The sequence below is a fragment of the Ruegeria sp. S263 genome, assembly GCF_056780525.1.
The window spans coordinates 1,078,865-1,090,319 of sequence record NZ_CM165558.1; the positions used below are offsets into that span (position 1 = coordinate 1,078,865).

The 11,455-nt window shown below is 56.7% G+C and carries 14 protein-coding genes; 5 read left to right on the plus strand and 9 right to left on the minus strand.

Translation table 11 applies throughout. The features are described 5' to 3' along the window. Window position 1: 1 nt before the first annotated feature. Together ACT2B1_RS05385 and ACT2B1_RS05390 are read right to left on the minus strand one after the other, a co-directional pair. Entirely contained in the window at window positions 2–760 is a 759-nt protein-coding gene (locus ACT2B1_RS05385) for a hypothetical protein (protein ID WP_481668712.1), read from the minus strand. Then, window positions 757–1,560 (minus strand): hypothetical protein, encoded by an 804-nt coding sequence (locus ACT2B1_RS05390; RefSeq protein ID WP_481668713.1) that lies wholly within the window; start codon window positions 1,558–1,560, stop codon window positions 757–759. Before ACT2B1_RS05390 ends, ACT2B1_RS05385 begins: the two co-directional genes overlap by 4 nt. 188 nt (window positions 1,561–1,748) lie before the next feature. Between ACT2B1_RS05390 and era the strand changes: the two genes are divergently transcribed. The 3 genes from era (at window position 1,749) to recO (ending at window position 3,853) form a co-directional block, all read left to right on the plus strand. Continuing rightward, window positions 1,749–2,657: a GTPase Era gene (gene era / locus ACT2B1_RS05395; protein ID WP_481668714.1), complete on the plus strand. Its 909-nt coding sequence runs from the start codon at window positions 1,749–1,751 to the stop codon at window positions 2,655–2,657. Beyond that, window positions 2,654–2,983: a DUF1491 family protein gene (locus ACT2B1_RS05400; protein WP_481668715.1), complete on the plus strand. Its 330-nt coding sequence runs from the start codon at window positions 2,654–2,656 to the stop codon at window positions 2,981–2,983. The genes era and ACT2B1_RS05400 overlap by 4 nt, the downstream gene beginning before the upstream one ends. Before the next feature lie 144 nt (window positions 2,984–3,127). Then, the gene (recO, locus tag ACT2B1_RS05405; RefSeq protein ID WP_171125257.1) at window positions 3,128–3,853 is read left to right on the plus strand and encodes a DNA repair protein RecO; all 726 of its coding nucleotides are present in this window, start codon (window positions 3,128–3,130) and stop codon (window positions 3,851–3,853) included. Here the strand turns inward: recO and ACT2B1_RS05410 are convergent. The 3 genes from ACT2B1_RS05410 to ACT2B1_RS05420 all read right to left on the minus strand — a co-directional run bounded on the left by ACT2B1_RS05410 (window position 3,837) and on the right by ACT2B1_RS05420 (window position 6,659). Further along, window positions 3,837–4,229: an META domain-containing protein gene (locus ACT2B1_RS05410; protein ID WP_171125255.1), complete on the minus strand. Its 393-nt coding sequence runs from the start codon at window positions 4,227–4,229 to the stop codon at window positions 3,837–3,839. The genes recO and ACT2B1_RS05410 overlap by 17 nt on opposite strands. A gap of 13 nt (window positions 4,230–4,242) precedes the next feature. Continuing rightward, window positions 4,243–4,797 (minus strand): hypothetical protein, encoded by a 555-nt coding sequence (locus ACT2B1_RS05415; RefSeq protein WP_171125254.1) that lies wholly within the window; start codon window positions 4,795–4,797, stop codon window positions 4,243–4,245. 170 nt (window positions 4,798–4,967) lie between these two features. Continuing rightward, the gene (locus tag ACT2B1_RS05420) at window positions 4,968–6,659 is read right to left on the minus strand and encodes an acyl-CoA dehydrogenase family protein (RefSeq protein ID WP_171126839.1); all 1,692 of its coding nucleotides are present in this window, start codon (window positions 6,657–6,659) and stop codon (window positions 4,968–4,970) included. Window positions 6,660–6,803: 144 nt separating this feature from the next. Between ACT2B1_RS05420 and ACT2B1_RS05425 the strand changes: the two genes are divergently transcribed. After that, window positions 6,804–7,568: a sulfite exporter TauE/SafE family protein gene (locus ACT2B1_RS05425; protein WP_171125250.1), complete on the plus strand. Its 765-nt coding sequence runs from the start codon at window positions 6,804–6,806 to the stop codon at window positions 7,566–7,568. Here ACT2B1_RS05425 and ACT2B1_RS05430 read toward each other — a convergent pair. The 4 genes from ACT2B1_RS05430 to ACT2B1_RS05445 all read right to left on the minus strand — a co-directional run bounded on the left by ACT2B1_RS05430 (window position 7,565) and on the right by ACT2B1_RS05445 (window position 10,548). Further along, the gene (locus ACT2B1_RS05430) at window positions 7,565–8,107 is read right to left on the minus strand and encodes a hypothetical protein (protein ID WP_481668716.1); all 543 of its coding nucleotides are present in this window, start codon (window positions 8,105–8,107) and stop codon (window positions 7,565–7,567) included. The genes ACT2B1_RS05425 and ACT2B1_RS05430 overlap by 4 nt on opposite strands. A gap of 33 nt (window positions 8,108–8,140) precedes the next feature. Beyond that, a complete protein-coding gene (locus ACT2B1_RS05435; protein WP_171125248.1) occupies window positions 8,141–8,431 on the minus strand; it encodes a hypothetical protein in 291 nt (96 codons plus the stop codon). Between the two features lie 355 nt (window positions 8,432–8,786). After that, window positions 8,787–10,385, minus strand: coding sequence for a phosphoenolpyruvate carboxykinase (locus ACT2B1_RS05440; protein ID WP_481668717.1), 1,599 nt, complete (start codon window positions 10,383–10,385; stop codon window positions 8,787–8,789). Beyond that, window positions 10,366–10,548, minus strand: coding sequence for a hypothetical protein (locus tag ACT2B1_RS05445; protein ID WP_171125244.1), 183 nt, complete (start codon window positions 10,546–10,548; stop codon window positions 10,366–10,368). The genes ACT2B1_RS05440 and ACT2B1_RS05445 overlap by 20 nt, the downstream gene beginning before the upstream one ends. A gap of 182 nt (window positions 10,549–10,730) precedes the next feature. On the opposite strand from ACT2B1_RS05445, the gene ACT2B1_RS05450 reads away from it, so the two are divergent. Beyond that, window positions 10,731–11,435 carry a response regulator transcription factor gene (locus tag ACT2B1_RS05450; protein WP_180887818.1) on the plus strand — a complete coding sequence of 235 codons (705 nt, stop codon included), beginning with the start codon at window positions 10,731–10,733 and terminating at the stop codon, window positions 11,433–11,435. The last annotated feature ends 20 nt before the right edge of the window (window positions 11,436–11,455 follow it).

Genomic DNA, 11,455 nt, shown 5'->3' on the forward strand with positions numbered 1-11,455 from the left:
GCTAAGGTGCGGGCGGCAGTTTTCCCTGCTCTTGCAGCACCTTCAATATGCTCAGGATTGTATCTGGGCTGACATCGAAAGACCCATCCAGCGCAACGCCAATCCCCCCGTCGCCAATTTCCACCGTGCCACCGGCGTCATAGCGCGGGTCAATGGATGAAAGTTCTGGCGGAAGCGTTGGACAGATTGGGTTGCGCTTTAGCAGGGCGTCAGCGGCCTTTTCGATGATGCTGCGGGCATCGTTCAAAAACCCCTGCTTTGTGTTGGGATCAAGGATTGGGGTTTCAAGGGTCAATTCCAAACCGGTCAAATCAAAATACACGCACTGCTTTTGCACCTGAGCAGACGCGGTTCCGGTAAATGTGATCGTATTCGCGGCTATGCTGTCCTGCCGTTTGGGAGGCCGCCCGAGTTGATGATCGCAGCGGAAGGCCTCCATCTTGACGCGGCCTTCCACATTCACATCGCGCCCGAGGGCAGACAGATCAAGGCTGTCCAATGTTACTTCGGCATTACACAAGTCGGACAATTCAGTGTTTCTTAGGCCCTGTATCAACGCGGCTTGGATATCCCGCAAATCCAGAATGGCATCCACCGAGATACGGGTTGGTGAAACCTCTTTTAACGTCAGGTTCAACTGGTACGGAATTTCAGTGCCATCCGATCCCAGGGTCCGCTCAAACTCGAGCTGCACGTCACGGGCATCCGCTGGCTGGAAGCCCAGGCAGAAGCCAACGGCAAGGGCAAAGTACCGCTTCATTCCACCACCCCGAACCCTTGCTTTTCCTGTAGCGCCGCGATTAGGTCCAACAGCGTTCCTGCACTGGTATCAACCGAACCGCTAAGCGCGGCACCCACGCCTCCGCTGCCGATTTCTCTGATCCCGCCAGAGGTAAAGCGCGGCTCCAACCCTTTCAATTCACTTGGGAGCTCTGGGCAAACGGGGTTTTCCGCCAATACTTCCGCGGCTTTTTCAAGGATCAAGAGTCGGGCTTTTTCCGTCAGCCCGATCATGTCAGAGACAGTTCCGACAAACCCCTGCAAGTCCAGTTCCACATCTTCCAAACGTAAGTGAAGACAGTTCCGTTCAACTGCAGCAGAGGCTTTGATCATGACATCCACATTCTGCCCGAACAGCAAAACACCTCGGTAGTGCGTTTTGGGATCATCGGTGTCGCAGGCATAGAATTTGGCCTGAACCTGTCCATCCGCCACCAAGGCATCTGCCTGGGCTGACACTTGTGACACGGCCAAAGCGAATTTTTGCTGGCAGGTTTCCTTCAGAACGCTTGAAAACAGCCACGGCGCGAGGTCCTGCAGTGAACGAAGATCCAAAAACGCGTCCATACCCAACCGGGTTTCGCCAGCGTCTTTGAGGGACACGAAAAGAGTATAAGGAAGGTCCTTGCCTTTGACCTGCACGGTTTCGGCGATGCGAAACTTCACGGTCTCGGCATGTGCTGGTCTAACGGCCGTAGATACTGAGCAAACCAGAACAGTGAACATTCCGGCAAACATGCTGCCCGTCCAATGCCTGATGCCGACGAAAGCTGAAAACACGTAGTCCACCTGTAATATGCAACTTTAGGCTAGCAGAGAATTTTACACGCCGCTGGCCTTTTTTCGGGGAATGTAGATCGCAAGGGATCGCGGGGCGGTTGCGCATGGCTGTCTTGCAACAAATGCCTCTGGCCCATCGGCTCTTTCTGATATAGGGGTGCGCACTTGCAAACAGGATCGCAGCACACATGACCACACGCGCCGGATTTATCGCTCTGATCGGAGAGCCTAACGCAGGCAAATCCACCCTTCTGAACCGGATGGTCGGGGCCAAGGTTTCGATCGTGACGCATAAGGTTCAGACTACGCGCGCCCGTATTCGTGGCGTCGCGATGGAAGGGGATGCGCAGCTTGTGTTTGTGGACACACCCGGCCTGTTCAAACCACGTCGCCGACTGGATCGCGCGATGGTTGCCGCAGCGTGGGGCGGGGCGGCGGATGCTGATGTCGTTGTTCTGATGGTCGAGGCGCATCGCGGCGTCACCGAAGGGGTCGAACGTATCCTGGAAGGGCTGGAAGAGATCGGGCAGGGCCGTACCATCGCATTGGCGATCAACAAGATCGACAAGGTGCCCAGTGAAAAGCTGCTGGCGCTGACCAGCGACCTGAACGCGCGCTATCCATTTGCTGATACCTTCATGATTTCGGCCGAGAAAGGCCACGGTGTCGATGACCTTCGCAAATGGTTGGCGGCTGAATTGCCCGAGGGCCCGTGGCTCTATCCCGAAGACCAAATTGCCGATCTGCCGCTGCGGATGATCGCAGCCGAAATGACGCGCGAGAAACTGACCCTGCGGCTGCATCAGGAATTGCCCTATCAGCTCACGGTCGAGACCGAGAATTGGGAAGAGCGCAAGGATGGCTCGGCCAAGATAGATCAGGTCATCTATGTCATGCGCGATGGCCACAAAGGGATCGTTTTGGGCAAGCGCGGCGAAACAATCAAAGCCGTCAGCCAAGCGGCCCGCGCCGAACTGGAAGAGTTTCTGGACCGTAAAATCCACCTGTTCCTGCAGGTAAAGGTCCGACCTAACTGGCTGGAAGAGTCCGAGCGCTATTCGGAAATGGGGCTGGATTTCAAAGACGGAAACGCATGACCCGTCTGACCGCAGATTTCTGGGTTCACGCCTATATCGCGCGGTTGCGGCTTCAGGATATCCCTGCATTTGTCGTGTCGCATGGCGACGATACGGCCGGTGCCGTCTTGGTCAAAATGAACACGCTGGATGGTCAGGCGGTGGCATACCAACGCAGCTTTGACTTGATGAGCGGTGAGCGTATATGGGTGGAGCTGTCCGGTGGCGCGGAGGCAGACGTGGACCAAGCCATTCAACGCCAACGCAGTTTTGACCCTGATCTTTGGGTGATCGAGGTTGAAGACCGGCAAGGGCGGCACCTTTTGGGTGAGGACGGGCTGGAGTGATGGTCCGGCTCGGCGCGTAACAACTTGAGCCCAAACCATGGCGCAAAACGCCAAGACTTTGTGGCGCCTCGCATTTGATACCCTTGCACACTGCGCTGGCTTGGGATTTGCTGCGCTCGGTACAATCTGTCACGGGATCAAAACTTGGACTGGCGCGATCATGGCATCCTTCTGACCTCCCGCAGACATGGTGAGACCTCGGCGATCATCGAGGTCTTTACCGAAGCCCACGGCCGTCACGCAGGGGTTGTTCGGGGTGGGGCCAGCCGCAAGATTTCTCCGATCCTGCAACCGGGTGCGCAGTTGGATGTGCTTTGGCGGGCTCGGCTGGAAGAGCATCTTGGCACGTTTCAGGTTGAACCGTTGCGGTCCCGCGCAGCGGCGGCGTTTTCCGGTCGGTTGGCGCTGTCCGGGCTGAACGCTGTGGTGGCCTTGTTGTCCTTCAGCCTGCCCGAGCGTGAACCGCATCCGGGGGTTTACAAGCAAACCGAACAGTTGATGGACCTGCTGGGCCAAGATGAGATTTGGCCACTGGCTTATCTGCGTTGGGAACTGGCGTTGCTTGAGGAATTGGGCTTTGGCCTCGACTTTTCAGCCTGTGCTGTGACCGGCGCGACCGAGGGGTTGGTTTTTGTCTCGCCGAAAACCGGACGAGCGGTCAGCAAGCAGGGCGCGGGGGAATGGGCGGACAGGCTGTTGCCTTTGCCCCTCTGCCTGAAGGGCGAAGGCACAGCCCCGGATTCAGAAATCGCGCAGGGTCTGCGGACCACTGGCTACTTTCTGGAGCATCATCTGGCCCCATCGCTTGGTCACAACCCACTGCCCGAGGCCCGAGCCCGTTTCATTGATCAGTTCACTCGGCGGCTTTGAACAGCATTTCATGCCCGTCGTCATTGCGCAGGATCAGGACATCGCCGGATACTTCGGACTGGGTCATGGCCAGTAGCGCCGCAAAGTAGAACCCTTCGGCTTCAAGACCGGCGCAGGCCGCGCGTGTGGCCGTCAGGTCGGCGATTTCGAACCAAGGGTAGGGCGCGTTCAGCGTACCGCTGTAGCTGTTGCAGGGGGCATTGCCTGCGATCTTGCCTTCTTCGGGGAAACTCAGCAGGGCGCTTGCCGGAAAGCGTTCACCATCGATTTCCTGCAGTACCCAGGTCTGATCCGCCGCGCCATAGGCGGCCACGGTTTCGTCCTTGTCGCATTGCAGTAGCGCCAGCAGAGGAAAAGCAAAGACGAGGCGTATCATGCTGGTATCCTTATCAATACGGTATCGCGCCGTTCAGCAGTTCTTCCCGAACCTCGCTACGAGGCCGCCAGTTATACCGAGTGTCTTCGCGCACAGGGGCCCAGAAAAGCGCCCCACTGTTCCGCCAAGGGTCGAGAATGACACCGTCATACATCGAGGCACCTTTAGCGCTGATCAGGGCCGAGTGATGGATGATGCGAAACGATGTTGGTGGTGACGTGGCCCAATGCACGTCCAGTGTCCGAAAATCTTCCTGCCGCAGGCGTGTGGACATGGCTTCGGCCCAGTCATTGCACAACCCTCGTTCCCGAAACCCGTTAATGACTTTTGCATTGTGAATGATCGCCGGGTCCGTGACATTCCAGTCCCGCGCTAATTGCTGCGAATATGTGTATGAAATGCGGGCAGCCCTTTGCGCCTCGGCAGGGTCGACACGCGGGTCGAGGTCCGTGATAGCCGCGGCAAGCGCGTCAATGTCGTCTTGACCAGCGCTGGGTTGCGTGGTCGTGCAGCCGCCAAGCGCAAGGGTCAGGACGGTCGCGCAAAGTACCAATAAAGATCGGATCATTCTGATTTTCGCATTTGGAACTGTTTGTATGTTTTGGCTGCTCTATCGTCGTTTTGAGTGAATTCATAGAACGAACTGACAGATCAGCCAAAAGCGCACGCACCTGCTGACAAAAAAGACCCGGCGCGAACGCCGGGTCAAGTTGGGGAAACGGGGTTGCCGTAATCAGGTTAGCCCAGCAAACGCCGAGCGATCACTTGTGCCTGAATTTCGGCTGCCCCCTCAAAAATGTTTAGAATGCGTGCGTCACACAGAACGCGACTGATCTTGTATTCCAGTGCAAAACCGTTGCCGCCATGAATCTGCAAACCGTTATCAGCGGCGGCCCAAGCAACACGAGCCCCCAACAGCTTGGCCATGCCAGCCTCAAGGTCGCAGCGCTGGCCGTGGTCTTTTTCCCATGCGCTGAAATAGGTCAACTGACGCGCGATCATGATTTCGACCGCCATCATCGCCAGCTTGCCCGAGACACGCGGGAAATTAATCAGCGATTTGCCGAATTGCTTGCGTTCCTGCGCGTATTGCATGGCGATATCCAGCGCGCTTTGCGCCACGCCAATGGCCCGTGCGGCGGTTTGGATGCGGGCGGATTCGAAAGTCTCCATCAGTTGTTTGAAGCCTTTACCCTCTTCGCCGCCAAGCAGGTTTTCACCTTTGACTTTGAAGCCGTCAAAACCCAGCTCGTATTCTTTCATACCGCGATAACCCAGAACCTCGATCTCACCGCCGGTCATGCCTTCGGTGGGGAAGGGGTTCTCATCCGTGCCCGGCGTTTTTTCCGCCAGGAACATCGACAGGCCACGGTGGTCGGTGGTGTCAGGGTTGGTGCGGGCCAGCAGGGTCATCACATGGGTGCGTGCGGCATGGGTGATCCATGTCTTGTTTCCGGTGACCTCGTAATCGCCATCCCCGGTCTTGGTCGCCCGTGTGCGCAGGCTACCAAGGTCCGAGCCGGTGTTGGGTTCGGTGAAAACAGCCGTGGGCAGGATCTCGGCGCTGGCGATTTTGGGAAGCCATTGGGCCTTTTGCTCGTCCGTGCCGCCTGCGATGATCAACTCAGCCGCAATCTCGGACCGCGTGCCCAGTGAACCGACGCCAATATAACCGCGCGACAGTTCCTCGGACACAACGCACATCGAGGCTTTGGACAGGCCAAATCCGCCGAATTCTTCGGGGATGGTCAGGCCAAAGACGCCCATCTCGGCCAGTTCCTCGATGATCTCGATCGGGATCAGTTCATCCTTGAGATGCCAGTCATGAGCGTTCGGTTCGACTTTTTCCTGTGCGTAGCGGCGGAACTGGTCGCGGATCATTTCCAGTTCTTCTTCCAAACCCGAAGCGCCAAACATGGTCGCACCGGCCTGATCTTCCATCAGGGCCACCAGACGTGTGCGGGCGGCCTGAGAGTTCGCCTGCGCCATCAGCGTCTGCACTTCGGAGCTTTGGAAGCCCGACAGCGCGTCCCAGCCAAGGCCCATATCCTGCAGGCGCACGACCTCACCCTGGTTCATCGGAATGCCGCCGGCGACCTGATGCAGATATTCGCCAAAGGCGATCTGGTGCAGCAATTGTTCGATTTCGCCAAATTTGCCATCGGCGTCCAACGCCTCGGCCCAGCGTTGCATTTGTTGCAGGGATTGCTGGTACGTCGCAAGCCATGCCAGCCCATGTGCTGCGGTTTGGTTGGCTTCGATCAACGCACCAGATACACGACCGTCCTTGGTTACCATTGCCCGGACCGACTCGCGCGCGCGTTCAAACACTGCTTCGACAGCGGGCACCGCAACGCGGGTCAAAGTCAGAAGGTCGGGCAAAATCGCGGATGTTGTCATCTGGGTCATATCCTGTCCGTCATGGGCCATGAATCACGTCCTTTTCTGGGTCGTATGGTCTTACCATGCTGCACATGCAGCGCAACAAAAATACGAATTACGCTGCGAAAAAGTTCAAAAATTACTTGATCATTTTTGCAATGCAGAGAATTTCAGGGATGCTATCACAGTGCCATGACGTTGTTTTCCGCTTTCACTTCGCAGGAGTTGCTGCTTGCCTTCGGCGTCGCTTTCTTGGCCGGTTGGATCAAAGGCATGGTTGGGTTTGCGATGCCAATGGTGTTGGTATCCGGGCTAAGTATGATCCTGTCGCCTAATCTTGCCATTGCCGGTCTGATATTGCCGACAATTGTGACGAATGGCTTTCAGGCGCTTCGAGAGGGGGTACCCGCAGCCATTGACGCCATCCGGAAATTTCGGGTTTTTCTAAGCGTCGGATTGGTGTTCCTGCTTCTGGGCGCGCAACTGGTCAGCATTGTCCCGGAAAAGACGTTTGTGTTGATTATCGGCATTCCGGTGACATTCTTCGCTTTGATTCAGATGTTGGGCTTGAAGCTGACGCTTGAAAAATCCTCAGCCCGGATCGAGGCCAGTATCGGATCAATCGCCGGGTTTGTCGGCGGTTTGTCAGGGGTCTGGGGGCCGCCCACCGTTCTCTACCTGACTGCGCTGAACACGCCGAAGGCTGTACAGATGCGGGTTCAAGGCGTGATCTATAGCCTGGGTGCCGTGGCTTTGTTGGTGGCGCATCTGGGTTCGGGCATCTTCAATGCCCAGACGGCTCCGTTCTCGGCAGTTTTGATTTTGCCTGCGCTGATCGGCATGTGGGTTGGGCTGCAGTTGCAATCACGTATTGATCAGGCGCGGTTCCGAAAGGTCACGTTGCTGGTCTTGCTGATTGCCGGACTGAATCTGCTGCGGCGCGGCATTCTGGGTTAGGGGCGGCTATCCGCAATGCGGAATGCGAAATACTGTCCCAGCATAAGGAAGAACAGGCCCGAGATATCACCGATAAGATAAGCGACGTATTCAACGCGCGCGCTGCCGAAGGCCAAGTTGGTCAGCCCGGCGACAAGGAATGAGGTAATGACACCGACCCCCATGATGCAGGACCAGCAGGGTTTGCGGTCGGCGCGCGGGAACAAATCCCAGCCCACCCATTTCAAAAGGTAGAATACTGCCGGAACAGTGGTTACGGCAATTGCGATAGCCATGAGGCGGCTGGGCAGGAATACGTCAGAGCCACCAAGAAACGCGAACACAATAAAGACGCCCGGAAGTAAGGCGTAGATCGAACGCCAGCCAAGCAACCACGCTGCCAGAACGCGCACACCGTGCGGCAAAAACAAAAGGCTGGCGCGGCTGGGGTATTCCGGAAAGAAAACATTCTGCAGCGGCATCAGAACCTCAAACGTAAGGAAAGATGCCACCACATAAGCCAGCGAAGCGTAGAAAGTGTCAGAGGCCCATTTGTGCACGGCGATCAACCACCATCGTGCAGGCAGAAGCCATCATCTGGGTGCATGAACGATATACCGACCCCGGTTCGCGCTGCCACTTTGCGAAAGATAGCCCTTCTGCACCAGCGATTTCAGCGCGCGGAAAAATGTGGGGCGTGAAACACTTTGAACCAGTGTATGTTCGATCAGACCAAATGTGCGAACTTCCTGATCGGCCTTCGAAAGTTCTTCCGCAGCGTAATAGATATCGCGTTCCACCGGAGACAGTTGTTCAAGCCCCAGCGTGCGCTCCATGCTTTGCATCAGCTTACGTAGTTCGGTCAGTTTCGAGATTTCCGTCATGGTCTACCTGTTCCTTGCCTGTGTCATCCGCCGTGCAATTTCAGCGGGTGGAAACGTGCCGATTATTCAGCAAGTCTCGTATTGACACTCATCCCCTAATTTCTAAACTTACTTTCGATTGGGTTGCTCAGTTCGCGTGTTGTGAGTGCACGCTTGAGCCACCGCTAGTTTTTTTCACTTTCCGCCCGGTGCCAAAGCGCCGGGCTTTTTCGTCACAATGACACTTAGCGTTACCGTAATCCTCGAATCCGGGCAACGAATTTGTATGCGCTTTTGGCGTTATTCAACCCTGAAGAGATGACGATTTAGTGAGTCGCGCAATAAGAAAAGGGGGCGAAAATCGCCCCCTGTCTGATTATCCGATTGCGACAGCTTTTATGTCCTCGTCGATGAACGGTAAGTACTGTTCAAAATTCTCGGCGAACATTTGCACCAGTTTCTCGGCCTGTTTGTCAAAGGCGGCCTGATCGTCCCAGGTGCGGCGCGGATCCAGCAGAACCTCGGCCACACCGGGAACAGAAACTGGCACATCAAAGCCGAAATTGGCGTCCTTACGGAACTCGGCATCGCGCAGCGACCCGTCCAGAGCAGCGGTCAGCAAGGCACGGGTGGCACGGATGGGCATCCGGCTGCCAACGCCATAGGCGCCTCCGGTCCAACCGGTGTTGACCAGCCAGCAGGTCGCGCCGTGCTGGGCGATCTTGTCCCGCAACAGGTTGCCGTACTCTTCCGGGCGGCGCGGCATGAACGGTGCGCCGAAACAGGTCGAGAAGGTCGGCTGAGGCTCGGTGATGCCGCGCTCTGTCCCGGCAACCTTTGACGTGAAGCCAGACAGGAAGTGATACATCGCCTGCGCTGGGGTCAGCCGCGCAATCGGAGGCAGCACGCCAAACGCATCACAGGTCAGCATGATGATGTTCTTGGGATGGCCACCCAGCGCGCTGCTGGATGCGTTCGAGATGTACTCCAACGGATAGGCGCAGCGCATGTTTGCGGTCAGCGAGTCATCCTCGAAGTCCAGTTCCTTGGTTTCGGGGTCGAATACCATGTTCTCGATCACGGTACCGAACTTGCTGGTGGTCGCGTAGATTTCCGGCTCGGCCTCGGGGTTCAGGCTGATCGTCTTAGCATAGCAGCCACCTTCGAAGTTAAAGGTGCCGCGATCCGACCAGCCATGTTCGTCATCCCCGATCAGGGTGCGGGCCGGGTCAGCGGACAGGGTGGTCTTACCGGTGCCCGACAGGCCAAAGAAAACCGCGGTGTCGACCGGGTTACCAACAGCATGGTTGGCCGAGCAATGCATCGGCATGACGCCTTTTTCCGGCAGCATATAGTTCAACAGGGTAAAGACAGACTTCTTGTTCTCGCCCGCATATTCAGTGCCGCCGATCAGGATCAGCTTGCGGTCGAAGTTCATCGCGATCACGGTCTCGGACCGGCAGCCATGCTTGGTCGGGTCGGCTTGGAAGCTGGGGCAGTTGATGACAGTGAAATCTGCGGTGAACTCGTCCAGATCCTCACGATCGGGACGGCGCAGCAGGTGACGGATGAACAGGTTGTGCCAGGCCAACTCGGTGACCATGCGCACATTGATCGAATAGGCCGGGTCTGCCCCGCCGACGAGGTCTTGCACGAAATAGTCGCGGCCTTTCATGTGGGCCAGCATGTCTTCGTACAGTGCGTCGAACCCTTCGGGGCTCATTTCCGCGTTGTTTTCCCACCAGATTGAATCGGCAACGCTGCCGGTCTTGACGACATGCTTGTCCTTGGGCGACCGGCCGGTGAACTTGCCGGTGGTGACCAGAAAGGCCCCGCCATTGCCCAAAGTGCCTTCTTCACGCTTCAGAGCCTCTTCGATCAGCGCCGGTTCCATGAAGTTATAATAGACATTGCCCAGACCCTCGATGCCCTGATCTTCGAGGCGGAATTGCGGGTTAACCCGTCCAGATGTCATGTGTGTCTTCTCCTGTGGCGGCGCGAAGGCTTTGGGCCGGGTGCGCTCTTGGGGCAAATTGCCGGATCGTTCCGGCGGACAGGCGCGTCTTATCACGGTCATTTGGGGCATGAACAGGACGGTTTGGCGCAGTTAGCGCAACCAAGGTCAGGTTTAGCGCCATCACAAATTTCCTGTCGGAAATCATGGCGCTTTTCCGGCAACATTAACGGCTTTTTTGCCGCAACTGTGTGACAACAAACGCACGATTCGCAGATACGGATTGATTCGCGGCCTTAAAAACGCCAGAAATACCTTACTAATAACGATATAAAGCATGAGTGAGCAGGAATAGGGGCAAACCCGATGTCAAAGATTGCACTGGTGGACGACGACAGAAACATTCTGACGTCCGTGTCCATGACGCTTGAGGCCGAAGGCTTCGAGGTCGAAACGTACAACGACGGGCAGGCTGCGTTGGACGCATTTAACAAGAAACTGCCGGACATGGCCGTTCTGGATATCAAGATGCCGCGCATGGACGGCATGGATTTGTTGCAGCGCCTGCGGCAGAAAACCCAGATGCCGGTGATCTTTCTGACCTCGAAGGATGACGAAATCGACGAAGTGCTCGGCCTGCGCATGGGGGCTGACGACTACGTCAAGAAACCCTTCTCGCAGCGTTTGTTGGTCGAACGTATTCGCGCGCTGCTGCGGCGGCAGGAAGCGACTTCGGGTGATGTTGCAACGGCCAGCACGGGCGATGCCAAGGTCATGGAACGGGGTGAGCTGCGGATGGACCCGCTGCGTCACGCGGTCAGTTGGAAAGGTGCGGACGTATCCCTGACGGTGACTGAATTCTTGTTGTTGCAAGCCCTTGCGCAACGCCCCGGTTTTGTCAAAAGCCGTGATCAACTGATGGACGTCGCTTACGACGATCAGGTGTATGTAGACGACCGTACGATTGACAGCCATATCAAGCGTCTGCGGAAGAAAATGCGCGCCGCTGATTCAGAGTTTTCGGCCATCGAAACTCTGTACGGGATAGGCTACCGGTACAACGAAGAATAAGATTGACCGCTTAACAAAGG

Excerpts from the sequence above, each read along its gene's own strand:
- ACT2B1_RS05435 (WP_171125248.1), bottom strand. The coding sequence starts at position 8,431 with ATGACGGAAATCTCGAAACTGACCGAACTACGTAAGCTGATGCAAAGC.
- ACT2B1_RS05410 (WP_171125255.1), bottom strand. The coding sequence starts at position 4,229 with ATGATACGCCTCGTCTTTGCTTTTCCTCTGCTGGCGCTACTGCAATGC.
- ACT2B1_RS05425 (WP_171125250.1), top strand. The coding sequence starts at position 6,804 with ATGACGTTGTTTTCCGCTTTCACTTCGCAGGAGTTGCTGCTTGCCTTC.
- ACT2B1_RS05440 (WP_481668717.1), bottom strand. The coding sequence starts at position 10,385 with ATGACATCTGGACGGGTTAACCCGCAATTCCGCCTCGAAGATCAGGGC.
- ACT2B1_RS05415 (WP_171125254.1), bottom strand. The coding sequence starts at position 4,797 with ATGATCCGATCTTTATTGGTACTTTGCGCGACCGTCCTGACCCTTGCG.
- era (WP_481668714.1), top strand. The coding sequence starts at position 1,749 with ATGACCACACGCGCCGGATTTATCGCTCTGATCGGAGAGCCTAACGCA.
- ACT2B1_RS05400 (WP_481668715.1), top strand. The coding sequence starts at position 2,654 with ATGACCCGTCTGACCGCAGATTTCTGGGTTCACGCCTATATCGCGCGG.
- ACT2B1_RS05420 (WP_171126839.1), bottom strand. The coding sequence starts at position 6,659 with ATGGCCCATGACGGACAGGATATGACCCAGATGACAACATCCGCGATT.
- ACT2B1_RS05445 (WP_171125244.1), bottom strand. The coding sequence starts at position 10,548 with ATGGCGCTAAACCTGACCTTGGTTGCGCTAACTGCGCCAAACCGTCCT.
- ACT2B1_RS05450 (WP_180887818.1), top strand. The coding sequence starts at position 10,731 with ATGTCAAAGATTGCACTGGTGGACGACGACAGAAACATTCTGACGTCC.
- ACT2B1_RS05385 (WP_481668712.1), bottom strand. The coding sequence starts at position 760 with ATGAAGCGGTACTTTGCCCTTGCCGTTGGCTTCTGCCTGGGCTTCCAG.